Raw genomic sequence first — 25,489 nt, 5'->3', positions numbered from 1 at the left:
CGGGTCAGGCCAGCGTGACCTGCCATCGGGCGTCGATCTGCCAGGCCTCGGGGTCGGGTGGGAAGCCGAACTGCTGGGCGGCCCAGCCGGCGATCGCCGGGGCCAGGCCGCCCGGGGAGTAGTCGACCTCGACGGTCAGCAGTTCCCGGACGACGACGGTGACGTCAGTGTCGCCCGAGGCGTGCCGGATGCCGGCGGCCACCCGGGTCAGGCCCGCGTGCAGGAAACCGGTCTCCTCCGGGGACAGCTGCAGCGGGCCGCCCCGGAAACCGTCGACCAGCGGTGACGTGTCCAGCCACAGGCGGTCGGTGACCTGCTCGCCGCGGGCCGTGTGTTCGGGTTCGGCGACGATCCCGACGAACAGGCCCCAACCGGCGGTCTGCCGTTTCAGCAGGTACTTCACGGGAGCGGGACGACGTACGAGTCGACCCGGGCGATCAGGCCGTCGCGGAACGTGAACAGGTCGTTGAACGCGAACCGGAACGGCCCGTGTTCCACCGTCGCGCCCCGGCCGGTGCCGGTGAACACCACGACCGGGCCGTCCTCGACGATGCGTTCCACGTCCAGGACCGGGCTGCCGGTGAACGCCGGGTTCTCGATCTCGCTGTCGAACTCGGCCTTGCCCTTGGTGGTGCGGTGCCCGTAGATGATCCATTCGACGTCGTCGGTGAGGGTGGCCAGGATCTTCGGGTGGTCACTGGTGCGGAAGCCGTCGAAGTAGTCCTCGACGATGGCGCGCTGGGCCGACACGGGGTCCTCTTTCTGCACTGGATCGACATGTAGGTGGTTGACAAGGGCGTCCAGGATCGCGGCGAGACCCCGGGCGGCTTGGGCGGTGCGCAGCTCGCGGGGGAGCCGCCGCTGGTGGACGGTCAGGTGTGAGCCGTTCGCCTCGGCGCGGATCGTGACGGTGGTCCGGATCCCGGTCTTCGGCTCGTCGAAGACCAGTTCGTGCGGGGCGCTCAGGCTGACGTACCGGAAAACCAGGGTGTTGACCGTGAATTGCCCGCCCGGGCGCAGATCGAGGCTGACCTGGTCCGCGGTGACGATCGTGTGGGAGCCGCCCCAGAACGCCGCGACCCCGGCCGGGGTGGTGAACGCGGTCCACACCCGCTGCGGCGCGGCGGCCAGCCGGCGCTCGGCGATCAACTCGCCGGTCAACGCAGGTGCTCGTCGAGGGCGTCGAGACGGTCGTCCCAGATGCGGCGCTGTTCGCCGATCCAGGACTGCAGCTCGGCGAGCTGGTCGGCGCGCAACCGGCACGGGCGGCGGGTGCCCTCACGGCGCTGCTCGACCAGCCCGCAGCGGCGCAACACCGCGACGTGGTGGGAGACGGCCTGCTGGGTCAGGTCGAACGGCTCGGCCAGCTCCCCGACGGTGGCGTCGGACCGGGCGAGACGGCTCACGATCGCCCGGCGCACCGGATCCCCGAGAGCCGCGAAAGCAGCATCAAGCATGCGCCCACTCTAATACAAACAATCTTTTGTGGACGCCCGGAGAGGTCAGGTCGGATCAGGGACACGGCAACACCGATCTTCCGGTACGCGCCATAGAGTCCCGTGCACGTCCGACACCATGGGGGAGACATGAAAGCACTAGCCGTCCTGGTCGCACTGGCACTCGTGGCAGCCGGCGCCGTCGCGGCCACCTCAGCGAACGCCAAACCGCTGCGCGCCGAGAAGGTCCTGGCCAAGCCGTTGCGTGCGGAGTAGCCGCCGCCTCTACTGTGCACGGCACGCTCGCCGCCCGCACCGGGATCCGCCGCATCGACGACCTGCTCACCGCCTACCCGCACACCGCTGACCTACCCGTCCTGATCGGCGCACCCCTGGCCGTGGCCCCGCACACCCGACTGCCACGCCACGTCCACCATCGCCGGCGACACGGTTGGAAGATGTGGCCGTGCGCACCGCCCTCGGCGACCGGGTGCTGCTGACCGCCCCGGAGAGCAGCCTCGGCCAACTCCTGGGCGCCGCCGGGCCGTGGAGGACGTCATCACCGTGCTGTCCCTGGTCAATAGAGTCGTCCCACCCACCCGCAACCTGACCGGCAAGGACCCCGCGGTCACCCTCGACGTGGTCACCGGATGACCGCGGCCCTGAGCAACTCCTTCGGCTTCGGCGGCCAGAACATCGCCCTGCTCTTCACCCACGACCAAACAAAGACCAATTTCGATGTACGTTGATCGTATGGTCCCGTTCCTCGCCGTAGCCGTCGTCCTCGGCGCCCTCGCGGCAGCACCCGCCTCGGCCGCGCCGGCCTCGCCTGTTGTTTCGCCGCCGCCTGTTGTTTCGCCGACGCCTCAGCAGAGTGCCCGCGTCGGGCCGGATGTTGCCCTACACGGGCGGGTTCGGCTCGTCACCGCGGACGACACTGATCCGGAAGCTGCGAAACTGCTGGTCAGCGTTCTGCAGAAACACGGTGTCCGTGTCGAAGACAGTGCGTCGGTGGCCATCCTTCTCGGGCCCGCTGACCGGCCCGACATCGCCCGGCTGTTGACCGGCACCACGGTTCCGGAGCAGGCCGAAGGTTATGCGCTTCGTGTTGCGGGGCGGCAGGTTGTGCTCGGGGGCACCGATGCCGCGGGGCAGTACTACGCCGTACAGACGCTGCGGCAGTTGATCCTTCCCGGGGCCCGCATCGCGGGGCTGTCCGTCAGTGATCACCCCGCCATGCCGGTCCGGGGCGCCATCGAAGGGTTCTACGGCTCGCCGTGGACCCACGCCGAACGCCTCGACCAGCTCGCCTTCTACGGCCGGATCAAGAGCAACACCTATGTGTACGCCCCCAAGGACGACCCGTACCACCGCGACCGCTGGCGTGAGGCGTACCCGGCCGCGAAACTGTCCGAGCTGCGGGAACTCGTCGACGTCGCCACCGCGAACCACGTCCGGTTCACGTTCGCGCTCTCACCGGGCACCACGATCTGCTACTCCAGCAGCACCGACCGGCAGGCCCTGACCACGAAACTGCAGGCCATGTACGACGCCGGGGTCCGGGACTTCTCCATCCCGCTCGACGACATCAGCTACGGACGATGGAACTGCGCCGGCGACCAGACCCTCTACGGCACACCGGGACCGGCGGCCGCCGCCCGCGCCCAGGTCGACCTGCTCAACGACGTCCAGCGTGGCTTCGTCGCCACCCATCCCGGCACCCGGGCGCTGCAGATGGTGCCGACCGAGTACGGCGACCTCACCGACACCGCCTACAAACAGACCATCCGCGCCACCCTGGACGGGTCCGTGCTGGTCATGTGGACCGGCACCGACGTCGTGCCGACCAGCATCACCGTCGACCAGGCGACCCGGGCGTCGGCATTGTTCGGCCGGGACGTGCTCGTCTGGGACAACTACCCGGTCAACGACTACGCCCAGGCCGCCGGACGGCTGCTGCTCGGACCGTACGCGCACCGCGAACCGGGACTGTCGGAACATCTGGCGGGGATCGTCGCGAACCCGATGAACCAGGCCGCCGCCAGCAAGGTCGCCCTGTTCACGATCGCCGACTTCGCCTGGAACGACCGGGCGTACGACAGCGCCACCAGCCTGCGGCAGGCGGCCACCCTGCTCACCGGCGGCGACCGGTCCGGCGTACCGGCGCTGCTGTCCTTTTTTGATCTGAACCATCTCGCGCCGACCTTCGGCTCCGACCCGTGGCAACCGCAGGCCCCGGTCCTCGCCGCGAAGATCGCCGACGGCGACCTGACTTCCCTGCGATCGTACGTCCGGGAGATCGTGGCCGCCCCGGCGGTCATCCGGGCCACCGTCACCGACACCGGTTTCCTCGACGACGCCGCGAACTGGCTGGACGCCACCGCACTGTGGGCCTCGGCGATGGACAGCGGACTGGACGTGCTCGCCGCGATCCGGGCCGACGACGCGCCCGCGGCCGCCGCCGCCCGAACCCGGATGAACGATCTGGAGCAGCGGGCCCGGCAGATCCGGTCGGTGCCGGGGGAGAACCGCATCGAAGGCCCCGTGCAGATCGGCGACGGCGTCATCGACGTGTTCCTCACCCGGGTCCGCACCGACCACGACCGGTACCTCGGCCTCGAACCCCTGGAGAACATCGCTCTGGGCAGGACGGCCACCCAGATCTCCGACTACTCGGCCGACTACCCAGCGGGTAACGCGGTCGACGGTGACCTGTTCGACTTCTCCACCACGTCGGGCGCCGAGCCGCAGCCGTGGTGGCAGGTCGACCTCGGCACCGTCAGCGACGTCGAGACGATCGCCGTGCACAACCGGGTCGACTGCTGCGCCGAGCGGGTGGCCGACTATCACGTGCTGGTGTCGGAGCAGCCGTTCCCGGCGACTCTGGCCGAAGCGTTGACCGCACCCGGGGTGACCAGCGTCCACGAGGTGGAGCAGGCGGCCCGCCCGACGGTGATCACCCTCCCCGCTCGTGGGCGGTATGTCCGCATCTGGTTGGCCACGACGGCCTCGCAGGAACTCAACATCGCCGAGATCCAAGTTTTCGGGCGCTGATGGAGTCCCAGGAGAATCGTTCTGACAGAACCGCGTTGCTCGTTGCGGTGCCCGCGGCCGAGCCTGTGGTGGGCGGGTTGCGGGCGCGGTTCGACCGGAGCGCCTCCCGGGGCATGCCGGCGCACATCACCGTGGTCTTCCCGTTCCTGCCGGCCACCGCCGCGGTGGTCACCGAGCTGCGGTCGATCATCGCGGCGGTGCCCCGGTTCACGGTGACGTTGGCGTCGGTCGGCTGGTTCGGGCAGCGGGTGGTGTGGCTGGCGCCCGAACCGGCCGGGCCGTTGCGGGAACTGACCCGGCTGGTGGTCGACCGTTTCCCGGGGGTGCGGCCGTACGACGGAAGGTTCACCGAAGTTGTTCCGCATCTGACCGTCGGGCATGATCAGCCGCATCGGGTGCTGCTGGACGCGGCCGCCGAAGTGGAACCACAGCTGCCGATCGACGTGCCGGTCTCGTCGGTGCATCTGATGGCCTCGGTGGCGGGCGGGAACTGGAACACCGTGGCCACTTTCGAGCTCGGATGCTGATCGGGGTCGGTCAGACGCCGGAGATCCTCGGTGACGTGGACGCGGCCGTCGACATGATCCTCGGATTCGTACATCAGGCGGATGTCGACCTGCTCGTACTGCCGGAATGTTTTCTGCAGGGTTATCTCGTCACCGCGGACCATGTCCGGGAGCAGGCGCTCGAGATCGGGTCGCCGGAGTTCGGCGCGGTGCTGCGGCGGCTGTCCCAGGTCCGGCCGATGCTGGTCGTCGGCATGATCGAACGCTCGGGCGGCGCCTTCCACAACACGGCGGTGGTGATCGCGGGCGGGGAGGTGCTGGGCCGGTACCGCAAGAACCGGCTGACAGCGGGGGAGTCGCCGGTGTTCGCCCCGGGCGACGACTACCCGGTGTTCGACTGCAAGGGTGTCCGCTTCGGGATCAACATCTGCTACGACGCCCAGTTCCCCGAACCCGCAGCCCGCATCGCGGCCGCCGGCGCCACCCTGCTGGTCCACCCGTCACAGAACATGATGCCCGCCGACCGGGCCGTCCACTGGCAACACCAACACAACAAAATCAGGGCCCGCCGCGTACGCGAAACCGGCCTGTGGCTGGCCGCAGCCGACATCACCGGCACCCGCGACGGGCGTCTCGCCCTCGGCCCCACCTGCGTGCTGAACCCCGACGGCGAGGTCGTCGCCCAGGTACCCACCGGCACCACCGGCATGGCCACCTTCCGGCTCTGATCACGGCGTATCGTTTCGTCGATGGATGTACTGAGGAGACATCGCGTCCGGCTCGGCGGGAACGCAGACGCGCCGCCCATGGTCTTCGTCCACGGCTACGGCGAGTACCAGCACATGTGGCGGTTCATCACCCCGGAGTTCGAGAAAGACCACCGGACCGTGCTGTTCGACATCATCGGCGAGGACCAGGGCACCGTCGACGGCTACCCGTCCGAGCGCTACGGCACGCTGCACGGCCACGCCGACGATCTGCTGCGCATCCTGCGGGCCCTGGACCTGCACCAGGTGATGCTGGTCGGTCACTCGGTCGGCGGCATGATCGGCGCCCTCGCCGCGATCGAGGAACCGGAACGCTTCGCCGGCCTGGTCATGATCACCGCATCGGCGCGTTACGTCGACGACGACGGTTATACCGGCGGTTTCTCCCGCGCCGACATCGAGGGCCTGCTGGACGCCATCGACAGCAACTACCTGGGCTGGTCACGGGCCACCGCACCGACCGTGATGGCCGACGGCACCAGGCCCGAACTGACCGAAGAACTGGTACAGAGCTTCGCCCGTACGAACCCGCGGATCGCCCTGCAGTTCGCCCGCGCCACCTTCCTGTCCGACCACCGCGACGACCTGCCCCGGATCACCCTGCCGACGCTGGTCCTGCAGTGCACCGCCGACGCGATGGTGCCGGCCTCGGTCGGCGATCACCTGCACGAACACATCCCCGGCAGCCGCCTGGAGATCCTCAGCGCCACCGGCCACTTCCCGCACCTGAGCGCTCCGGGCCCCACCGTCCAGGCAGTCCGGGCCTTCGTCGACACCGTCGAGGTATGACCCGGCCGCCCAGTTCACCGGCGATCGCCAGTCGCGTACGGGCCGTTCGGCGAGTCGTACTACTACTCACAGACCGAACCCGCTGCCTCCGGAACCCTGGTCGACAACGGCGGCACCCGTCAAAGTCGTCGGCACCGCTGACGCGGTCCCACAGGGCTCGATGTCGTCCTGGAGGGTGATGTCGCCGACCACCGGTATCACCGTGGTGTTCGGCAGGCTCGCGGTCAGCTGTCGCAGGCCCTTGCGCTCGCGGCTGGGCATGATCCGTTCGCCGGCGACACGGATGACCGCGGGTAGCAGGGTCAGGGACATGAGCACGGCGACCGCGACGGTGGAGGCGGCGGCCAGGCCCATCTCGGTGAGGAAGCCGATGCCGACGATCGACAGGCCGGCCAGCGCGATGATGACGGTGACGCCGGCGAACACGACCGCGGTTTCGTCGGTGGCTGCGCCGGCGCTGGTCCACCGGTGTGCGGTGTCGTGTCGGGTAGTAGGAACAGTTGGGTGGTGCAGTCAGCGGTTGGCGAGAGCCTGCTGGGGGGCTGCAGCGGATTCGGCATTGCCCGGTCCACGCTGGGCGCGAGAGGTGCGGGCGATGAGGGCGACGACCAGCACGAGGGCGAGGGTCAGCATGGCGGTGCTGCCGGTGAGGGCGGCGCCGACGCGGTCGGCCAGGGCGGTTCGTTCGCTGCTGCTGACAGGGACGGCTGCGACGGCGACGGTGGTCAGGATGCCGAGGCCGAGCGCGCTGCCGATCTGGTGAAAGGTGTTGATCAGGCCGGACGCGGCTCCCGCGTCGTTGCCGTTGACGCCGTTGAGGCCGGCGGAGGTCATGGGAGCGAAGGCCAGGCCTTGGCCGACCCCGATGACGACCATCGGCAGGGCGACGGCGAGCAGGTAGCTGCTGTCGAGGCCGGCACGGCTGAGCCAGGCCATTCCGGCCAGCGTGAGGGCTACGCCGGTGATCAGGGTCGGGGTGGCGCCGAAGCGGGTCACGAGGCGGGTGACGATCAGGGCGACGACGAAGTTGACCGCTGACATGGGCAGGAACGCGATGCCGGCCTGCAGTGCGGTGAAGCCCAGGACGCCTTGCAGGTATTGGGTGGTGAAGAAGAAGAACCCGATCATCGCGCCCATGTACAGCATGCGGACCAGGTAGGAGCCGGTACGCTGCCGGTTGGCGAACAGGCGCAGCGGCATGATCGGCTGCTCGGCGCGGGCTTCGTTGAGCACCAACGCGGTCAGCAACAGGACGCCCAGGACGAAGGCGCCGATGGTGGTCGGGGCTGCCCAGCCGGCTTCGGCGGCGTCGACGATCCCGAACACCAGCGCGGTCATACCCAGGGTCGCGCAGAGCGCCCCGATGAGATCGAAACGGCCGCGGCGACGCTCGGTCTCACCGATGACCCGCACCGCGAGGACGATCATGGCGGCGGCGATCGGCACGTTGAGGAAGAACCCGGCCCGCCAGGACACCAGGTCGGCCAGGACACCGCCGACGACGAGGCCGGCGCTGGCGCCGATGCCGGCGACAGCGCTGTAGGCGGCGACGGCCTTGGCACGCTGAGGGCCTTCGGAGAAGCTGGCGGTCAGCAGCGACAGCGACGACGGGGCGAGGATCGCGGCGCCGATGCCCTGCAGGGCGCGGGCGGCGATCATCCACCAGGCGGCCGGGGCGACGCCGACCAGGAACGAGGCGAGGCCGAACAGGATCAGGCCGATGATGAACATGCGGCGGCGCCCGACGATGTCGCCGGAGCGGGCGCCGAGAAGGAGCAGGCCGCCGAAGACCAGGGTGTAGGCGTCCTGGACCCAGGTGAGGCTGGTCGGGGTGAACGCCATCGCCTCTTCGATCTTGGGCAGGCCGGTGAAGATGATCGAGTTGTCGAGGATGACCATGAAGTAGCTCAGGCAGATGATCGCCAGGATCATCGTGGGGTGACCGGTCGCGGCCCGGGTCGCGGGCTCGGTCGTGGGGCGCGGTGTCGGCACCGGGCACTTCCCTTCGAGAGGATGTCTGCTGACTCAAGACAACCGCGAAAGCCCCGGGCCAGGGAGTAACGGCCTTGCCCGGTACTGGCAGTACCCCCTTCACACGGATACACCCGCCGTCCGAGCCGGCAAGCTCGGACGGCGGGTGCTGCGCAGGGGCCGGTCTACCGGCGGCGGGCGGCCGGTTGCAGGGACGGGCTGACCCAGCCGTTCTCCGCGGGGTTGATCGTCAGGCCGGGCGGGACGATCTCGTCGATCCGGTTGAGGACGTCGTCGGAGAGCACCACATCAGCTGCGGCCAGTTGGGACTCCAGGTGGTCCATGGTGCGCGGGCCGATGATCGGGGCGGTGATCGCCGGGTGGCGCAGCACGAACGCGATCGCCAGCTGGATCAGCGTGAGACCGGCGTCGTCGGCCAGCTGCGCGAGCTGCTCGGCGGCCTCCAGCTTGCGCTGGTTCTCCGGCAGCGACAGGTCGAAGCGGGCGGCCAGCCGCTTACGGGCCTCGGACGTCGGGCCTTCCTGTGCGTCCTTGCGGTAGCGGCCGGAGAGCCAGCCGCCCGCGAGCGGGCTGTAGGGGATGACGCCCATGCCGTAGCGCTGGGTGACCGGCAGCACCTCGTTCTCGATGTTGCGCACGAGAATGTTGTAGGGCGGCTGTTCGGTGACGAACCGTTCCCGGCCGCGTTTCTCGGCGACCCACTGGGCTTCGACGATGGTGGAGGCGGGGAAGGTCGAGTGCCCGAGGTAGCGGACCTTGCCCGCACGTACGAGGTCGGTCAGTGCGCCGAGGGTTTCGTCGAGGTCGACGGCGGGATCCCACCGGTGGATCTGGTAGAGGTCGAGGTGGTCGGTGCCGAGGCGGCGCAGGGAGTCCTCGACGGACTTCATGATCCAGTGGCGGGAGCCGCCGCGGTGGTTCGGGTTGTCGCCCATCGGCATGAAGAACTTGGTGGCCAGGACGATGTCGTCGCGGCGGCCCTTGAGCGCTTTGCCGACGATGACCTCGGACTCGCCGGCGGAGTAGACGTCGGCGGTGTCGACGAAGGTGATCCCGGCGTCCAGCGCCCGATGGATGATCTTGATGCTCTCGTCGTGGTCCTTGGTGCCCCAGTCACCGAACATCATGGTGCCCAGGCACAGCTTGCTGACCTGGACACCGGTACGTCCCAGCGGTCGCAGTTCCATAGTGCTTCCCTTCGGATCAGGTGGTGGGCAGCAGGCGCAGGGTGACGGCGGGCACCTGCGGGCCGGTGACGGAGCCGACGATCGCCGGCCCGTAGCGGTCGTACTTGCGGTGGTAGGCCTCGTCGATGCCAGGCTGCGCGCCGGGATCGACGGTGGTGAAGGTGACGTCGCGTTCGACACCACCGGCCTGGATACGGCCGGTCCCGGACGCCGTGGCGCGGCGGAACCAGCCGTTGCCGGCGCCGTAGGCGCTGCGCACGTACAGGTCGTCGCCGGCGCGGACGGCCCAGATCGTCACGTACGGCCGCAGTGTGCCATCGGTGCGGTAGGAGGCGACGCGCAGTTCCTCGGCATTGCCGACCTTGGCGAGTTCGTCGCTGGTCCAGGTCATCACAATCGTCCTTTTCTCTAGCCGGGGAGCAGGCTGATGCGGCGCAGCCACGCCTCGACATCGGGCCCGCTGTCCGCAGCCTGTTCGCCGCGAATGGCGAGGGCTTCGCCGAGCGTGGCGCCGCGGCAGGAGGCCGTGTAGTCCTCCACGGCCCGGCCGAGTCCGCTCATCGCGTGGGTGGTCAGCGGGAACACTGTCGTGCCGGTGAAGTCGAACGCTTCGGTGAACGTGGTCATGATCATCGGCGGGCGGACGTTCCAGATCGGGCTGCCCAGAATCACGGTGTCGTATGCGGCGAGTGACGGCAGCGCAGCGGCGATCGCCGGCCGGGCGCCGGCGTCCTGTTCGCGGACGTTGCGGGCCACCGTCGGGTCGTACTCGCGCGGGTAGGGTTGCGCGGCCTCGATCCGGAACACGTCGCAGCCCAGCGCCTCGCGGATCATCTCCGCGACCACCTCGGTGTTACCGACCTCGAGCATGCGCCGGCCACCGTTGTGGTAGTTCTCTCCCGCCCGGGAGAAGTAGGCCAGCAGTACCCGACGGCCCGCGGCAGACGCTGTCATGGAAGATCGCGGCCCTTCGACACGTGGTGGTGGCTGCGGTGTGCCGCAGGCGGACAGGGCGATCCCGGCCGTACCGAGTTGAAGAAGCGTTCGCCGGCTGGTCATCGGGCCTCGACCGCGGCAGTGGTCTCGGTGAGGGCGAGCAGCCGCAGCGCCGCCGCGCTGGCCGACCCGGGCTCGGCGACGTACGCCACCAACGTCAGGCCCTGGTCGGTGGCCAGAGCCATGGCCTCGAAGGTGAGGTCGATGTCGCCGGCGAGCGGGTGGCGCAGGCGTTTGATGCCGTTGTGATGCGAGCGCACGTCGTGTGCCGCCCACCGGGTGCGGAACTCGAGACTGCGGGTGGACAGCTCTCCGATCAGGCCGGTGAGGTCCTTGTCGTAGGGGTGGCGGCCGGCTTCGGCGCGCAGGATCGCCACGATGTCGTCGGCGACGCGCGTCCAGTCGCGGTAGAAGTCCCGCGCGCACGGGTCGAGGAACGTGAATCGGGCGTTGTTGGCCGGCCGGACCGTGGTGGCCATCAGCGGCGCGTAGAGGGCGCGGCCGAGCGGGTTGGCGGCGAGCACGTCCAGGCGGGCGTTGTGCACCCGGGCCGGGGTGCCGATCATGCTGTCCAGGATCTGCTGCACGGCGGGTCGCAGCCAGCGAGGACTGGCCGTGCGGCGGCGGGCGGCGGGGGCGGCGTTCGCGGTGCGGGCCAGGTTGAACAGGTGCTCGCGTTCGGCGTCGTCGAGGCGCAGGCCGCGCGCCAAAGCGTCCAGGACACCGTCGGAGGCTCCGGCCAGATTGCCGCGTTCGAGGCGGGTGTAGTAGTCGACGCTCACCCCGGCCAGCATCGCCGCCTCTTCCCGGCGCAGGCCGGCCACGCGTCGGCTGGTCCCGGCGGTCGGCAGCCCGACTTGAGCGGGGGTGAGCTTGGCGCGGCGGGTGGTCAGGAAGTCACGGATCTGCTCGCGGTGATTCATCACGGGCCTCCCTCGTCGCCGGAACCGCGGTGCGGTTCCGGCGGCCGGTCACGTCAGAAGTCAGGGGCGGACGAGGACCTTGAGGGCCTCGCGGGCGTCCATCGCCCGGTAGGCGTCCGGGGTCTGCTCCAGGCTCACGGTGCGGTCGAACACCCTGCCCGGGTCGACGGCGCCGCTGAGCACGTCGGGCAGCAGCTCGTCGATGTAGTGGCGGACCGGGGCGGGACCGCCGGTCAGCGTGAGGTTGCGGCCGAACAGGTTCCAGCCGATGTCACCGTCGGTGTACTGCGGCACGCCGACGCGGCTGATCACCCCACCGACCCGGGCCACGCCGAGGGCCTGCTCGTAGGCGGGTGTGTGCCCGACGCACTCCAGGACGGTGTGGGTGCCGTCGCCGCTGGTCAGCTCCAGGACCTTGGCGATGCCCTCCTGGCCGCGTTCGGCGACGACGTCGGTCGCCCCGAACTCGCACCCCAGATCGGTACGGGCCCGGTGCCGGCCCATCAGAATGATCCGCTCGGCACCGAGGCGCTTCGCCGACAGCACCGCCAGCAGACCCACGGCGCCGTCCCCGATCACCGTCACGGTGGTCCGCGCGTTGACGCCGGCGCGCACAGCCGCGTGATGGCCGGTGGCGAACACGTCCGACAGCGTCAGCAGCGACGGCAGCAGCGCCGAGCCGGTCTCGACCGGTGCCTTGACGAGGGTGCCGTCAGCCTGCGGGACGCGGACCGCTTCGGCCTGGCCACCGCCGATACCGCCGGCCGCCCAGAACCCGCCGTGCCGGCACGAGGTCTGGAAGCCCTCGCGGCAGAAGTCGCAGGCGTTGTCCTGCCACGCGAACGGCGCGATGACCAGGTCACCGGCCTTCACGGTACGAACCTCGGCGCCGGTCTCCTCGACCACGCCGACGAACTCGTGCCCCATCGGCTTGCCGTTCTCATCGGCCGCCATCGAGTGGTACGGGTGCAGGTCGCTGCCGCAGACACAGGCCGCCACGATCCGCACGATCGCGTCGGTGGGCTGCTCGAGCTTCGGATCCGGCACGTCGATCACACGCACGTCGCCGGCGCCGAACATGTAGGTCGCACGCATTCTCAAAATGCCCTTCGTGGAAGCACTGGTTCGCCATCCAGGAAACCGCCATGTCAGCCGACGTGGGAGTCACTGCTGATCCAGGTAACGGCAGAACCCCCCACCGGCACATTCACGGACGTACCGTCGAAGGCATGGACCATCGCAGCGAGACCCGCGACTTCCTCACCACCCGCCGCAACCGGATCACCCCGGAGCAGGCCGGGCTGCCCGCCTACGGCAGCAACCGGCGGGTGCCCGGGCTACGCCGCGAGGAAGCCGCGATGCTCGCCGGGGTCAGCGTCGACTACTACACCCGCCTCGAACGCGGCAACCTCACCGGCGTCTCCGACAGTGTCCTGGAGGCCCTGGCCCGGGCACTGCACCTGGACGACGCCGAACGCGAGCACCTGTTCGACCTGGCCCGGCAGGCCAACAGCGGACCGGCCAGGACCGCGCAGGCCAGCCGGCGACGCCCCGCGCAGCAGATCCGGCCCGGTGTGCAGCACATCCTCGACGCGATGACCGGCGCGCCCGCCTACATCCGTAACGGCCGGCTCGACATCCTGGCCAGCAACGCCCTCGGCCGGGCGGTGTTCGCCCCCATCTTCGACGGCGCCGCCCGTACCCCGAACCTGGCCCGGTTCCTGTTCCTGGACCCCGGCGCCCAGGACTTCTACCACCACTGGGAACAACTCGCCGAGGACGTGGTCGCCCTGCTGCGCGGCGAAGCCGGCCGAGACCCGTACGACCGGGCGCTGACCGACCTGATCGGTGAGCTGACCACCCGCAGCGAGGTGTTCCGGACCTGGTGGGCGGCGCACAACGTCCGCCTGCACCGCTCCGGGATCAAGCACCTGCACCACCCCGTGGTCGGTGAGCTGAACCTGGGCTACGAGTCGATGGAACTCACCGACGGCCAAGGGCTGCGGATCAACGCCTACAGCGCCGAGCCCGGCTCCACCGACCGCGACAAGCTCGACCTGCTCGCCAGCTGGAGCGCCACCACCGCCGACCGCGCCTGATCCACCGGCGTCAGAACGTCTTGGCGACGGTCCGCACCGCGATTCATACGCCGTCGCGCCGCCCGTACGTCGTGGTCAACTGAAGGTCCATTGCTGGTCCTGCCCATAACCGGCGGCCGCCGAGCCGGCGTCCCGACGCTGCCGCAGTCTCTGCAGTTGACTGTCCGACAGGCGGGGATCCGGTCCCGGAGCCCCTCGCGAGGCCAGAGCCGCGGTCCCACCGGCCGTCCACGCCCGCAGCCACTGTGGTAGGCCGACACCTCCAGGATCCGCGCGACCCGCGGAGCGGGAACACCCGCTGCGAACAGGTGCGCCGCCTGCCGGCGCACCTGCGGGGGCCGATCCAGCAGCGGTGCCGACGGCAGATGGTGCGGTCGTCGGCACTCGGGATCACGACCGCGGGTTGCATGGTCTCCGTTGGCACCGAGTTACGTCGTCCGGGCACCCGCGGCCAGCACCGGAGCCGTGTGCGCGGTCCCATCGCTTGAGCAGCGGATCTTGATCCGGTTCCACCAGAACGATCCTCCTGAGGTTTCACTCGTCTCGGTCAGGCACGTTTCGGATGACGGTGCGGAGGCTGCGAGCGATGGATTGACTCACGACTACGGCAACCATTCTCGTTTTCGGTGGCATCTCCGTGTCGTTCAACAACGTAGGCGGAGCCAGGACAGCGCCTCCTCAGCCAGAAATCCTACAGGCATATAGGAATGCAACAGAACTGACATTATGATGTACGTCCGATTTGCCCGTTTCTCGACTCTGGGTCGATTACTGGATTGCCAGTAACAGTAATCCAATAATTATTGAGCTTGGCGGCCCGCGGTTAGGGATCTGGCTTGCTGTGGTGTCGGGTGGCGGAACCGGCATCGGTAAGCAGATCGCCCGCATGTTCGCCGGGCAGGGCGGCCACGTGGTGATCATCGGCCGGCGGGAGGAGTTGCTGGATCGGGCGCGTGCCGAGATCAACGAAGCCACCGGAACGGACCACGTGATTCCGATCGGCGCGGACCTGACCGATCCGGCGCAGGTTCGTGGCGCCGCCGCGACCATCGGCCGGCTGGGTTCTGTCAACGTGCTGGTCAACGACGCGGGTGCGATCATCACCCCGCCGGCGGACGACAGCCTCGAAGCGCTCGCCCGGTCGTGGCAGCGGGACCTCGACACCAATCTGCTCACCGCGGTGCTGCCGCTGTTGAGCCGGCCCGGCGGCCGGCTCATCATGATCAGCTCCGCTGCGGCGCAACGGGGCGGTGCCGGGAAGCATTCCGCCGGCTCCTACGCCGCGGCGAAAGCGGCCGTGCACGGCTGGGCTCTGGGCCTGGCCCGCCAGTTGGGCGGGGACGGCATCACCGTCAATGTCCCTGCCCCCGGCTACGTGCAGGACACCACGGACTTCGTCGCCACGAAGGTGGCCGACACCCTGGTCGGCCGGGCCGGAACACCTGCCGACGTGGCAGCAGCCGTCCGCTGCATCGCCTCACCCGACGCCGGCTACCTGACCGGACAGATCATCGGCCTCGACGACGGCGCCGTGCTCGGCCGTTGAGGAAGGTGCGTGGCCCCACCACGGTCATCTGCGTGTCGGTGCGAACGGCGTTCCGAGAGACAGGCCCCGTCGGGTGACGGCCATCGCTTCGCCGATGAAGCTGATTCCTATCGAGAGTTGGACGGGGCGCGCCGTCGGCTGCATGCCGAACCTGTCGGCCAGCAGTGCGTAGCCGAACATTGCCAGCAACGTGCCGACGACGGCCGCGAAGGTTCGGCCACGGTAGCGCTGCCAGAGATATCCGCGCTTCTCGTAGACCTCGACGAACGAACCACGAAGGTATCCGAGGGTGAGGCCCAGTGCGGAGCCGCCCGTCAGCCAGGCGTAGTCGCTGGCATGCAGGCCGGCGGTCCGGTGCAGCGTGTACAGGCCGATGCCGGTCAGGATGACCGGCGCCGCCCACAGATCTCGCCAGTTGAGGGGCTCGCCGATCAGCCGCTTGAGCACGACGGCGATCAGGACGATCGTGACGACCGCCGCCAGGGTCCAACCGTTCACTGTCACACTCCCTATTTCGCATGGGTGTGCTAAATATTATGGCATGTACGTGCTATAAAAGTCGCATGCCAAAAATCGTCGACCCGCAGGAGCGGCGCCGCATGGTGGCCGATGCCGTCCACGTCGTCGTCACCCGTAACGGCCTGGAGGCGGCCTCGCTGCGCAACGTCGCCGAGGAAGCGGGCCTGGCGATCGGGTCGATCCGGCACTACTTCACCGGGCACGACGAACTCTTGATCTTCGCGTTGCAGGAACTGGGGCGGCGCGTCAGCGAGCGGGTCTGGGCACACGCCGAGACGATTCTCGGCGAGGCCCGGGCCGACCGGCGCCGGCACACCGAGGATCTGCTCGCGGAGTTCCTGCCGCTGGACGCGGCACGTCACGACGAGCTGGTGCTCTGGCACGAGTTCGCCATGGCAGCCCGCACGCGACCCGCGCTGCTGGCTCAGGCGAACGAGACCCACCAGATCCTGCAGGATCTGGTGATCCGCACGGTGCGGGGCGCCCAGGCGGCCGGCGGTCTACCGGCGGACCTCGACGTGGAGGTGGAGGGCATCCGGTTACGGGCCCTGCTCGACGGTCTGGGCATGCAGGCCGTGTTGTTCCCGCAGCGGTTCCCGCCGGAGCTTCAGCGCGAGGTGATCCGCCGCCATCTGGACTCACTGGTCCGTACGGGCGCAGGGGATGTGCGGGAGGAACGGCAGCAATGATGGCGGTCGCCGCAGCGCCGAACGCGGTGCCGAGAATCGGTCCGGTCAGGAACGACGCGGCGGACGCCAGCCACAGCAGGTCAACCCACCGACCAGATCAGCCGATCTCTCCACCCATCCCGGCCGCCTAGCCGCCGCGGCGGAGTTGGGCTCGGATCTGCTCGAGTTCGCGGACCGTCGGGTGTTGTGGGCCGTGGGTGGCGCGCATGCCGGTGATGGCGTCGTCGAGCAGCGGCAGGGCCTCGGCGACGCGGCCCTGGTTGGCTTTGATGGCGGCCAGGTTGACCTGGCTGTCCAGGGTTTCCGGGTGGTGCCTGCCGAGGACCCGGCGGCGGACCTGTAGTACCTCGGCGGTCTGTTGTTCGGCTTCGGCGACCTTGCCGCGGGCGCTGAGGACGGCAGCGATGTTGTTGCGGGTGGTCAGCACGTCGGGATGGTCGGCGCCCAGGGTGCGCAGGCGTTCGGCGAGCAGTTCCCGGAACGCCTTCTCGGCCGGGCCGAGTCTGCCCTGGTGGAACAGGACGCCGGCGAGGTTGTGCCGGGCGGCGTGGCCCAGCTCGGGCGGGCCGCCGTGGGTGGTGAGGTCGGCGATGATCGCGCGGTACATGCCTTCCGCCTCGGCCAGCTGGGCGGGGCCGTCGCGCAGTGCGCCGGCCAGAGTGTTGCGGCTGCTGACCGTGTCGGGGTGGGCGGGGTCGAGGGTGCGGGCGCGGCGCGCGACGGTGTCCCGCAGCAGGCCTTCGGCCTCGGCGTGCCGGTCCAGGCCGATCAGGACGATGGCCAGGTTGTTCGCGGCGCTCAGGGTGTTCTCGTCGTCCTGGCCGCGCTGGTTCTCCCATTGCGACAGGGCCCGGCGGTACACGTCCTCGGCCCGGGCCAGGTAGCCGGCTTCCTGCAGGACCCGGCTGAGGTCGTTGAGCACGAGCGGGTTGTCGCCGGTGGCGTCGGCCAGCCATTCCAGGAGCTCGATGCCCTGTTCGCGGTCGGCGGGCTCGGCGGCGAGGATCACCGCGTACCGATGGGCGAGTTCGAGGGTCTCGGGGTGGTTCTGGCCTTTTTCTTCCATGGTGGTGCCGAGCAGGGCGCCGACGGCGATCTTCGGCGACAGGGTGACGGTGACACGGGGGACGTGGCCGCTGTCGTCGACGGTGACGCCGATGCCTTCGGGGTGGTCGGCGATCTCCAGAGTGGGTTCGGGTGGGGCGGGCTGTGGAGGGTCGGGTTCGGGTCGGCGCCGGAAGAACCTCATGACCCACCATGGCAGACATTCACCAAGATCAGGGGGCTGTCATCGACCGCTGTGCACGTATGCCGCCCAGAGGGTGGGGGTGTCCGGATAGGTGGCGCGGCATCGTTCGGTGGCGGCGTGCAGTGCTTCGGCCGCTCCCGAGCCCGCTTGCAGGCCGCGGTACAGGTCGACGGCGACGGCCCGGGCGATCCGGTCGTTGACCGGCCACAGCGTGCCGACCACCTCGGGATAGCCGGCCAGCTGGAACGACGACGCCAGGTGCAGCGCCTCGTCCGGCAGGTGCGCGGTGGTGCGCGACGTCTCACAGGCGGAGAGCACGGCGAGACGGGCCAGATCAAGATCAAGATCGGCGATTTCCCGTACGGTCAACGCCTGCTCCCGGTGGTCGTGCAACAGCAACCGCCCTGCCGACGGGTCCGCCGGGTCCGCGACCGCGTGGCAGGCGAAGTGCACACCCGGATGCCGCGGCAGCGCCGCACGGACGGCCCCGGCCGTGGCTCCGGCCTCGCGCAGCACGGTCGCCCCGGTCAGGTCGGCGACGGCCGCGGCCTCCCGCCCGGCCTGCGGCAGCGGCGTCGCACCGGGTGTCTCGGCCATCGCCACCACCAGGGTGGGCCCCGGCGCCGCCGGCCGGGCCCGGGCACGGCGCAGCGCCCGCAGTGTCGGGGTGTACGACGAGACGACCCGCCCGGCGGCCGCCGCGTGTACCGGCAGCAGAGCCAGGGCCCCGACCGGTGACCACCAGACGCGCGGCGGGGACGGATGCCCGGCGGGCACGCCGAGGTGGTCCAGGACCGGGTCGACGACGGTGGCGCCCAGCCAGCGGAGGACTCCGGCCACCGCCTGCTGGGCGTCGCGGTCGCCCGCGCCGCGGTCGGCGGCCCGGTCGACCGCGGCGGCCAGCGCCACCGACTGGTCCTCGACGGCCTGCCGGGTCAGGCCGGGCAGCGGTACCACCGCGACACCGCCGGGCTGCACGATCAGGGCGTCACTGCGGTGCTCGGTGGCGTTGATCAGGACGATCGGGCCGTCGGCAGCGCACGCGTACAGGTCTGCCGGGTCTGGTGGGCCGAGCAGCCCGGCCCAGCCGGGCAGGGCCCGCGCGGCGTCCAGGCATCCGCGTAACCGCAGGTCCAGGTCGTGACGGTCGTCGGTGGCGGGGCCGGTGAGCGGGCCTTCGGAGCGGAGCCGGTCGAGCAGCCCGGCGATCTCGGCGGCCGGCCCGGGCCAGGTCGTCGTGGCCCTGGGTGGCGTGGCTCAGCAGCACCCCGCGGGTCATCTCGAGTGCCTGCAGGGCGGCTTCCGGGTGGCCGGCCTGCAGCGCGCACGCGGCGGCGTCGGCGCCGAGGCCGTCGAGCCGGCCGAGGCCGTATTCCTGGTCGCCGCGGGTCAGCCGGCGGGACACGGCCAGGGGCAGCAGCCGTACGGCGAGGGTGTATCCCTCGTGGGCGCCGGCCCACTGCCCGGTGTCGGCGGCGGCGCGCCCCCAGGCCCGGGCGGCCAGGACCCGGGTCATCGGGCGCAGCCCCGGCGTGCCGGCGGCCTCACGGTAGGCGCGGGCGGCGGAGCGCAGCACGGCCGGGTCGCCGGTGGCGCGGGCCTGCAGGGTGAGGGCGTCGGCGTACGCGTTCAGGCAGTCGGCGCGCATCGGCTCACCGGGCCGGCTCGCGCGGACCGCGGATCCCAGGGCCACCACTGCCTGGCGCAGGTCGCCCTGGTCACCGGCGGCCTCGTACCGGGCAAGCCGTAGTTGACCCTGATTGCCGAGCAGGGCGACGTGGTCGGTGTCGCCGTAGGGCACGCGGCCGGCGGCTCGGTCCAGGACGGTCAGGGCCTCGGTGAGGTCGCCGAGCCGCCCGGTGAGGACGAACCGGCGCCGCAGCAGCCCGGCGAGCAGCAGGTCGACGGTGGTCGCCCAGGCACCTGTGGTGCGGGCCCGGTCGCCGAAGGTGATCGCCTCGTCGAGGACGGCGGTCTCGCCGGTGCGCTCGACCAGGGTCAGAGCGACGTTCATGAAGTTCTGCGCGCGGTTGCCCCACGAACCGTCGTCCGGTGGTGTCTCGTCCAGGGCGGCCCGTAGCAGGGCGACGCCGTCGCGCAGGGCGGTCAGGTCGTCGGTGTGCCGGCCCCGGTCGCACAGCGCGGTCCCCAGGTCGGTCATCCGGAACGCCCGGCCCTGCATCGGCTCCGGGGTCAGTTCCAGGGCGTGGCGCAGGTACCGGATCGCGGTCTCCCGGGTCGGTTCGTCGCCGGTGTGCAACGCGGTCAGCTGCAGGGTGTTGCCGAGCGCCGCGAGCCGGTCGGCGTACCGCGGATGGTCGGTGGGTGTGTCCTGCACGCATCGCCGCAGCAGTTCGCCGGCCTCGGTGAGTGCGGCCGGGTCGCCGGTGAGGTGGTAGCGCAGGCGCAGCAGCTCGCCGAGGCTCTCCCGCACGTCGGTGCCGTCCGGTATCCGGGTCAGGGCGGTCCGCTGCAGCGCCTCGGCTTCGGCCAGGGCTGCCGGATCACGGTCGCGTTCGGCGATCAGGCGCAGAGTCTCCGACCGGTTCAGCGCGTACTGGTACGGATCCCCGGGCCCGGGCGGCGGGCTGCACGACAGGGCGCCGCGCAGGAACCCGGGATCGCCGGTCAGCTGGTAGCGGTCGCGCAGGATCGGCGCCAGGTTGTTGAGCACCACGGCCCGCGCCGGGTGCTCGCGGGGCAGCCGGTCGGCGGCGCCGGCCAGGATGCCGTGCGCGTCCACGAGGTCGGCGGCGGTTCCCGTGTGCAGGAACCGTTCGCGCAGCAGGGCGGCCAGGTCGAGCATCGCGTTGACACTGCCCCGCGCGGCGGGGCCGCGAAGGTCCGCGATGTCACGGTCGTAGCGTGTCCGTGCGGTCACCGCCCGAGATTATCCATCCTCGATGAGCGGCGACCAGGTGGATCTCGCCCACCTAAAAACAAGAAACCTTACATATCTTTACACGTCGATGTACGGCGGTGTTGCATAGATGTAGCGCGCGCGGCCCCTGGCAGATTTCGACAAGGACGGACTTCCTTGTATGAGCACTCGTAGACCCCTGCTCGCCGTTCTCCTCAGCCTGGTCACCGCCGTCGGCATCCTCGGTTTCGGCGGCGCGCCCGCGTCCGCGGCCACCGGGCAGATCACCGGCCTGGCCGGCAAGTGCATCGGCGCGGCCGGGGGCAACACCGGCAACGGCACCGCGATCGACCTGTACTCGTGTGTCGGCGACGCCACCCAGCAGTGGAGCCGCCCCGGTGACGGCACGATCCGTACCGCCGGAAGATGCCTCGACGTCTCCAACGCCGGCACCGCCGACGGCACGAAGATCCAGCTGTGGGACTGCAACGGCAGCGTCGCCCAGCAATGGGTGTTCAGCGCCGCCCGCGACCTGGTGAACCCGAACGCCAACAAGTGCCTCGACCTGACCGGCGGCTCGTCGGCGGACTTCACCGTCGTGCAGCTGTGGACCTGCAACGGCACCGGGGCGCAGAAGTGGACCGCGCCGGCCGCCGGCGGCGGCACCCCGTCCGGGTTCGTGGTCACCGAGGCCCAGTTCAACCAGATGTTCCCGGGCCGCAACGGCTTCTACACCTACAGTGGCCTGGTCACCGCGCTCGGCGCGTACCCGGCGTTCGCCGGCGCGGGCAGTGACACGGTGCGCCGGCAGGAGGCGGCGGCGTTCCTGGCCAACGTCGGCCACGAAACCGGCGGTCTCGTCCACATCGTCGAGCAGAACACCGCCAACTACCCGCACTACTGCGACTGGAACCAGCCGTTCGGGTGCCCGGCCGGGCAGGCCGCCTACTACGGGCGCGGCCCGATCCAGCTGTCCTGGAACTACAACTACAAGGCCGCCGGTGACGCGCTCGGCATCGACCTGCTGAACAACCCGTGGGCGGTGCAGAACGACGCCGCGGTGGCGTGGAAGACCGGCCTCTGGTTCTGGATGACCTCGACCGGCGCGGGCACCATGACCGGCCACAACGCGATGGTCAACAGCGCCGGGTTCGGGCAGACCATCCGGACCATCAACGGCAGCATCGAATGCAACGGGGGCAACCCGGGCCAGGTGCAGAGCCGGGTCGACGCGTACCTGCGATTCACCCAGATCCTGGGTGTCGCGGCCGGCAGCAACCTCTACTGCTGATGGGCACCCGCATCCTGGCCGTCGTGGCGATGCTGGTCGCGGTACTGCTGCCGTCGAGTCCCGCGTCGGCAGCCGTCCCGATCGGCCAGATCCAGAACGGCAAGACCACCTTCTACAACGACGCCGGGTACGGGTCCTGCGGCACCCCGATCAACGCCGCCACCGAGATGCTCGTCGCGGTCTCGTACACCTGGTGGACCACGGCGAACCCGAACCTCGACCCGATCTGCCAGGGCATCAGCGTCGAGGTCACCTACAACGGCCGGACGATCACGGTGCCGGTGAAGGACAAGTGCCCGTCCTGCGCCGCCACCCACATCGACCTGAGCCAGGCGGCGTTCGCACAGTTCGCCTCCACCGATCCGTCGAACACTCCCGGCGTACTCCCGGTGACCTGGAAGTTCGTCAACACCGGCAGCGGTAGCGGTGGCGGGCGCACCGGCCCGATCACCGGCCTGGCCGGCAAGTGCATCGGCGCAGCCGGCGGCAACACCGGCGACGGCACCGCCATCGACCTGTACTCGTGTGCCGGCGATGCCACCCAGCAGTGGACGCTGCCGGGCGACGGCACGATCCGCACCGCCGGCAAGTGCATGGACGTCGCCAACTCGGGCACGGCCGACGGCACGAGGATCCAGCTGTGGACGTGCAACGGCACCGGCGCCCAGCAGTGGGTGGCCAGCGGCGCCCGCGACCTGGTGAACCCGAACGCCAACAAGTGCCTGGACCTGACCGGCGGCTCCTCGGCCGACTTCACCGTCGTCCAACTGTGGACCTGCAACGGCACCGGCGCGCAGAAATGGACCGTCCCCTAACGCAGGAACAGACGGTGACCCCGGCATGCGCCGGGGCCACCGTCTGGTAACGCTATGCGCCGACGCCGAGGATCACACTCAGTCTTTCGCGCATGCGAGTCTTACGTGTCTCGAAGAACTCGACGAAGCCCTCGATGCCCAGGGGTAGATCCTGCAAATCGTTGTCGCTGACGTAGGTTGTCTTTTCCGCTTCGGAGGCGAACGCGGATGTCAGCCAGTCTCCGGGTAGCTTGGCCTGCTTCTCGACGTTCGCCACGCCGCCGAGAAGTTGAAGATTCGGCAGAAGGTCGATACGGGCGGTGTAGTCGTCGATCGCGTCGGGGGAGATACCCGCATCGCGCAGCTTTTTCGCAGTGAACCGGGCTCGCGGAAAGATGTGGTCCTCGTGGAACTGCTTGGCGAAGTCCAAACCCGGGTAGAGCAGCGCCAGCGCGGCGAAGGTCCGCTGGCCGCCGTACTTGAGTTCAAGCAGATCGTCGATCTCGGTGGCCTCGAAGGAGAGGGTCTTACCGAGAGCGCCCATCTCCTTCTCGATGCGCGCGCCGGGAAAGCCGGGCGTGTCTTCCTCATCGATGGCGTCGCGGATCCTACTCAGAAGGGTGTCGAGGCCCGATCCCCAGATGCCGCGTTTCATCAGCGAACGGGTGATCCATTGGCGTAGCACGAGGCGGTCTTTAGCGTCGGCACCAGAGGTCAGGTAGTTGTCGGTGAGGCCGCGCCGTGCGAGGTAGTAGGCGATCGGGACCACGACGCTGGCTGCGGTGAGAGTTCGCTCGTTGAAACCGAAGCCGTTGAGTATGGCGGTTGCCCGCAGAAGGGCGCCTCGGGTGTCGGGCCAGGCGCTCTCGACCTTGCGCATGTTGGTCTGGGTAAAGTTGGAAACCTGGAAGCGGAGATCGACACCGGCGACCATCAGCGCTGTCTTGAGGACCACGTCCTTGGAGAAGGAGAAGATGCGCGAACCGCCGCTGTTCAGCTCCTGAACAAGTTTGCGAACCTCCTCACGGGCGTCCAGATGCTGCCACTGGTTGGTGGCCATCGACAGCAGCAGGTCCGAGTAGGAAAGCGTGGTTCCGCCGCTGTTGACCCGGACGAAGATGTCCAGAACCTTGTCCGCGTCCTGGGTGCCTTCGAGGTAGTAGTTGACGGGCTTCTGTTCTCGGACAGATCGGAAGAGGTCGTACAGGCGTTGATAGGGTTCGGCGTTCTCCATGCCGATCTTGCGTCGTAGAAGTTCCGCGTACATGGCCGGGCCCGAGTTCTCGAGCGTGAGGACATCACCTACCCGGTACCAGCGATCCGTACTGTCCGCTTCGGGCGCTGCTTCCTTCTCGGTGAGGAACCGGAGATCATAGCGGAGTCCGAGGTCGTTGTTCTCCACAGCGTCCTGGGTGAGGTTCAGGTAGAGCCGCTTTCTGGGGAACGCGTCCGGGTTGTTCCACCAGGCGTGCTTACGTTTTTCGGCGTGGCTGCCATAGATTGCGATGTTCAGCGCCGTCAGCCGTTGCTGGCCGTCAAGAACTGCGGTGATGCCGCTGCCCGTCGGCACCGTCGCCTTGTTGGCGTAGGGATTGTCACGCTCGTGGTAGTCGGTGAGAAAGTCGTAGAAGGTGTAGGCCGTGGCGCTTGCGGCGTCCACCTTCCACAGCAGGAACGAGCCGATGGGGTAGCCACGCATGAGACTGTCGAACAGGCGACGGATCTGATCAGGGCTCCAGACGAACTCTCGCTGGATGGCCGGCAACAGATACTGCTTCTGATGGATCGCTCGAAGGATGTCCTCGGCAGTGACCGGTGTCTGAAACGCCATCCTCGTATCCTGCCCGAAACCTGCCGCCCGTTCGGACCTCCTTCATCTCAGGTCGAGGCGGGAGCCGGGGCCGGGAGGTTCACGTTGCCGCCGTTGGGGACCGGCAGGAAGGTGGGGCAACCCGCTCGGGCCTCGCCGGTCAGGCACTGCTGCATCACCTCGTAGATGACGTAGCCGTCCGGGCCCAGCACGTCGACCAGCTTCTTGATCTGCTTCAGCTTCTCGTCGACGGTGGCGTTCTGCTGGATCACCGCCTGGCGCTGGGTGATCGCCACCTGCGCGGCGGCCAGGCCGTCCACCAGTTCCTTGCGCGGCTGCGGCTTCTGCAACGTCAGGTTGAAGTCCAGGAAGTACGCCTTCCCACCCGTCGTGGCGACCACCGCGGCGCTCAGGTTGGCGTTGATGTCGGCCTCGAACCGGGTCCGGGTCTCCGGGTCGTTGTACAGCGCCATCCAGTCGTACTTCTGCGCCTCGGCGGCCAAGGCCCGGCTCAGCGGATGCCCGATGTAGAACCGCAGCATCTCCAGCCACGTGCCGGTGGTCTTGCCGTCGCCGTCGATGACCGGCTGGAATTTCAGGCCGATGTCCTCGTGGAACCGGCGCAGCATGCCGCCGTCGGGTTCGCACCCGGTGTCCAGGTGGAAGGTGAGTCCGCCGGACACCGTCATCTCCTGGTTGTCCTTGGACACCACGGTGTACGGGGGACTCTCCGAGTCGTCACCACCGGTGAAGTCGAAGTTCCGTTGCCCGGCCGGGTACGTGTAGTACTTCTCGCCGAGCCCGTCCCACGTGCGGTTGTTCTGGGTCACGCACTCCTGGAAGGTGGTGCTGGAGAACGCGCCGGCGTCGTAGTGCAACGCCACCTGGTCCGATTCGGTGCTCACCGTCGTACACCCGGCGGTCAGAAGAAGTGCCGCCACCATCGCTGTCGAGATCCACCGGCGCATGTCGCCTCCCGAGA

At 69.4% G+C, this 25,489-nt stretch carries 26 protein-coding genes; 10 read left to right on the top strand and 16 right to left on the bottom strand.

Annotated elements, in window-relative coordinates; genetic code table 11:
* Positions 1 to 4 precede the first annotated feature (4 nt).
* The 3 genes from Aco03nite_RS39490 to Aco03nite_RS39475 are packed head-to-tail and all read right to left on the bottom strand — an operon-like array spanning position 5 to position 1,457.
* Positions 5 to 403, bottom strand: coding sequence for a hypothetical protein (locus tag Aco03nite_RS39490; RefSeq protein ID WP_203805737.1), 399 nt, complete (start codon positions 401 to 403; stop codon positions 5 to 7).
* The gene (locus Aco03nite_RS53570) at positions 400 to 1,161 is read right to left on the bottom strand and encodes an SRPBCC domain-containing protein (RefSeq protein ID WP_239145810.1); all 762 of its coding nucleotides are present in this window, start codon (positions 1,159 to 1,161) and stop codon (positions 400 to 402) included. The genes Aco03nite_RS39490 and Aco03nite_RS53570 overlap by 4 nt, the downstream gene beginning before the upstream one ends.
* A complete protein-coding gene (locus Aco03nite_RS39475; RefSeq protein WP_203805735.1) occupies positions 1,158 to 1,457 on the bottom strand; it encodes an ArsR/SmtB family transcription factor in 300 nt (99 codons plus the stop codon). The genes Aco03nite_RS53570 and Aco03nite_RS39475 overlap by 4 nt, the downstream gene beginning before the upstream one ends.
* Positions 1,458 to 1,586: 129 nt before the next feature.
* On the opposite strand from Aco03nite_RS39475, the gene Aco03nite_RS54345 reads away from it, so the two are divergent.
* The 5 genes from Aco03nite_RS54345 to Aco03nite_RS39455 all read left to right on the top strand — a co-directional run bounded on the left by Aco03nite_RS54345 (position 1,587) and on the right by Aco03nite_RS39455 (position 6,552).
* The gene (locus Aco03nite_RS54345) at positions 1,587 to 1,712 is read left to right on the top strand and encodes a hypothetical protein (RefSeq protein WP_275415947.1); all 126 of its coding nucleotides are present in this window, start codon (positions 1,587 to 1,589) and stop codon (positions 1,710 to 1,712) included.
* Positions 1,713 to 2,174: 462 nt separating this feature from the next.
* Positions 2,175 to 4,490 (top strand): glycoside hydrolase family 84 protein, encoded by a 2,316-nt coding sequence (locus Aco03nite_RS39470; protein WP_203805733.1) that lies wholly within the window; start codon positions 2,175 to 2,177, stop codon positions 4,488 to 4,490.
* A 35-nt stretch (positions 4,491 to 4,525) separates the two neighbouring features.
* A complete protein-coding gene (locus tag Aco03nite_RS39465; protein WP_239145809.1) occupies positions 4,526 to 5,017 on the top strand; it encodes a 2'-5' RNA ligase family protein in 492 nt (163 codons plus the stop codon).
* On the top strand, positions 5,011 to 5,724 hold the full coding sequence (locus Aco03nite_RS39460) for a carbon-nitrogen hydrolase family protein (RefSeq protein WP_203805729.1): 714 nt from the start codon (positions 5,011 to 5,013) through the stop codon (positions 5,722 to 5,724). The genes Aco03nite_RS39465 and Aco03nite_RS39460 overlap by 7 nt, the downstream gene beginning before the upstream one ends.
* A gap of 21 nt (positions 5,725 to 5,745) precedes the next feature.
* Positions 5,746 to 6,552: an alpha/beta fold hydrolase gene (locus tag Aco03nite_RS39455; RefSeq protein WP_203805727.1), complete on the top strand. Its 807-nt coding sequence runs from the start codon at positions 5,746 to 5,748 to the stop codon at positions 6,550 to 6,552.
* Positions 6,553 to 6,618: 66 nt separating this feature from the next.
* On the opposite strand, the gene Aco03nite_RS55085 is transcribed toward Aco03nite_RS39455, so the two are convergent.
* The 7 genes from Aco03nite_RS55085 to Aco03nite_RS39420 form a co-directional block, all read right to left on the bottom strand.
* Positions 6,619 to 6,978, bottom strand: coding sequence for an MMPL family transporter (locus Aco03nite_RS55085; protein ID WP_310380934.1), 360 nt, complete (start codon positions 6,976 to 6,978; stop codon positions 6,619 to 6,621).
* A gap of 87 nt (positions 6,979 to 7,065) precedes the next feature.
* Complete coding sequence (locus Aco03nite_RS39445) at positions 7,066 to 8,544, bottom strand: MFS transporter (RefSeq protein WP_203805725.1); 1,479 nt, start codon at positions 8,542 to 8,544, stop codon at positions 7,066 to 7,068.
* 164 nt (positions 8,545 to 8,708) lie between these two features.
* Positions 8,709 to 9,731: an aldo/keto reductase gene (locus Aco03nite_RS39440; RefSeq protein WP_203805723.1), complete on the bottom strand. Its 1,023-nt coding sequence runs from the start codon at positions 9,729 to 9,731 to the stop codon at positions 8,709 to 8,711.
* 16 nt (positions 9,732 to 9,747) lie between these two features.
* Entirely contained in the window at positions 9,748 to 10,122 is a 375-nt protein-coding gene (locus Aco03nite_RS39435) for a DUF2255 family protein (protein ID WP_203805722.1), read from the bottom strand.
* Between the two features lie 17 nt (positions 10,123 to 10,139).
* Positions 10,140 to 10,685, bottom strand: a complete 546-nt coding sequence (locus Aco03nite_RS39430; protein ID WP_203805720.1) for a flavodoxin — start codon at positions 10,683 to 10,685, stop codon at positions 10,140 to 10,142.
* Positions 10,686 to 10,786: 101 nt separating this feature from the next.
* On the bottom strand, positions 10,787 to 11,650 hold the full coding sequence (locus tag Aco03nite_RS39425) for a helix-turn-helix transcriptional regulator (protein WP_203805718.1): 864 nt from the start codon (positions 11,648 to 11,650) through the stop codon (positions 10,787 to 10,789).
* A gap of 60 nt (positions 11,651 to 11,710) precedes the next feature.
* Positions 11,711 to 12,745 (bottom strand): alcohol dehydrogenase catalytic domain-containing protein, encoded by a 1,035-nt coding sequence (locus Aco03nite_RS39420; protein ID WP_203805716.1) that lies wholly within the window; start codon positions 12,743 to 12,745, stop codon positions 11,711 to 11,713.
* A 134-nt stretch (positions 12,746 to 12,879) separates the two neighbouring features.
* Between Aco03nite_RS39420 and Aco03nite_RS39415 the strand changes: the two genes are divergently transcribed.
* Together Aco03nite_RS39415 and Aco03nite_RS39410 are read left to right on the top strand one after the other, a co-directional pair.
* Positions 12,880 to 13,749: a helix-turn-helix transcriptional regulator gene (locus Aco03nite_RS39415; RefSeq protein ID WP_203805714.1), complete on the top strand. Its 870-nt coding sequence runs from the start codon at positions 12,880 to 12,882 to the stop codon at positions 13,747 to 13,749.
* Positions 13,750 to 14,590: 841 nt separating this feature from the next.
* Positions 14,591 to 15,295 (top strand): SDR family NAD(P)-dependent oxidoreductase, encoded by a 705-nt coding sequence (locus Aco03nite_RS39410; RefSeq protein WP_203805712.1) that lies wholly within the window; start codon positions 14,591 to 14,593, stop codon positions 15,293 to 15,295.
* A 24-nt stretch (positions 15,296 to 15,319) separates the two neighbouring features.
* On the opposite strand, the gene Aco03nite_RS39405 is transcribed toward Aco03nite_RS39410, so the two are convergent.
* A complete protein-coding gene (locus Aco03nite_RS39405) occupies positions 15,320 to 15,793 on the bottom strand; it encodes a DUF1453 domain-containing protein (protein ID WP_203805710.1) in 474 nt (157 codons plus the stop codon).
* A gap of 65 nt (positions 15,794 to 15,858) precedes the next feature.
* On the opposite strand from Aco03nite_RS39405, the gene Aco03nite_RS39400 reads away from it, so the two are divergent.
* On the top strand, positions 15,859 to 16,503 hold the full coding sequence (locus Aco03nite_RS39400) for a TetR/AcrR family transcriptional regulator (protein ID WP_203805707.1): 645 nt from the start codon (positions 15,859 to 15,861) through the stop codon (positions 16,501 to 16,503).
* Positions 16,504 to 16,630: 127 nt separating this feature from the next.
* Here Aco03nite_RS39400 and Aco03nite_RS39395 read toward each other — a convergent pair whose 3' ends face one another.
* Genes Aco03nite_RS39395 through Aco03nite_RS54340 form a run of 3 tightly spaced genes read right to left on the bottom strand, consistent with a single transcriptional unit; the run spans position 16,631 to position 20,633 of the window.
* Positions 16,631 to 17,752 (bottom strand): tetratricopeptide repeat protein, encoded by a 1,122-nt coding sequence (locus Aco03nite_RS39395; RefSeq protein WP_203805705.1) that lies wholly within the window; start codon positions 17,750 to 17,752, stop codon positions 16,631 to 16,633.
* Positions 17,753 to 17,791: 39 nt separating this feature from the next.
* Positions 17,792 to 18,709, bottom strand: coding sequence for a CHAT domain-containing protein (locus tag Aco03nite_RS39390; RefSeq protein ID WP_203805703.1), 918 nt, complete (start codon positions 18,707 to 18,709; stop codon positions 17,792 to 17,794).
* Between the two features lie 31 nt (positions 18,710 to 18,740).
* Positions 18,741 to 20,633 carry a hypothetical protein gene (locus Aco03nite_RS54340; RefSeq protein ID WP_203805700.1) on the bottom strand — a complete coding sequence of 631 codons (1,893 nt, stop codon included), beginning with the start codon at positions 20,631 to 20,633 and terminating at the stop codon, positions 18,741 to 18,743.
* Positions 20,634 to 20,793: 160 nt separating this feature from the next.
* Here Aco03nite_RS54340 and Aco03nite_RS39380 point away from each other — a divergent pair, with 160 nt between their 5' ends.
* Both Aco03nite_RS39380 and Aco03nite_RS39375 read left to right on the top strand, forming a co-directional pair.
* Positions 20,794 to 21,903: a chitinase gene (locus Aco03nite_RS39380; protein ID WP_203805698.1), complete on the top strand. Its 1,110-nt coding sequence runs from the start codon at positions 20,794 to 20,796 to the stop codon at positions 21,901 to 21,903.
* Positions 21,903 to 22,718, top strand: coding sequence for a cysteine/serine endopeptidase inhibitor (locus tag Aco03nite_RS39375; protein WP_203805696.1), 816 nt, complete (start codon positions 21,903 to 21,905; stop codon positions 22,716 to 22,718). The genes Aco03nite_RS39380 and Aco03nite_RS39375 overlap by 1 nt, the downstream gene beginning before the upstream one ends.
* A gap of 52 nt (positions 22,719 to 22,770) precedes the next feature.
* Here Aco03nite_RS39375 and Aco03nite_RS39370 read toward each other — a convergent pair whose 3' ends face one another.
* Positions 22,771 to 24,528, bottom strand: a complete 1,758-nt coding sequence (locus tag Aco03nite_RS39370) for a DUF262 domain-containing protein (RefSeq protein WP_203805694.1) — start codon at positions 24,526 to 24,528, stop codon at positions 22,771 to 22,773.
* A gap of 47 nt (positions 24,529 to 24,575) precedes the next feature.
* Entirely contained in the window at positions 24,576 to 25,475 is a 900-nt protein-coding gene (locus Aco03nite_RS39365) for an SPFH domain-containing protein (protein ID WP_203805692.1), read from the bottom strand.
* Between the last annotated feature and the right edge of the window lie 14 nt (positions 25,476 to 25,489).

This window comes from Actinoplanes couchii (assembly GCF_016862075.1).
Taxonomy (GTDB): Bacteria; Actinomycetota; Actinomycetes; order Mycobacteriales; family Micromonosporaceae; genus Actinoplanes; species Actinoplanes couchii.
Note: the sequence above shows the minus strand (reverse complement) of the source record. Positions and strands in the feature narration are given on the sequence as shown.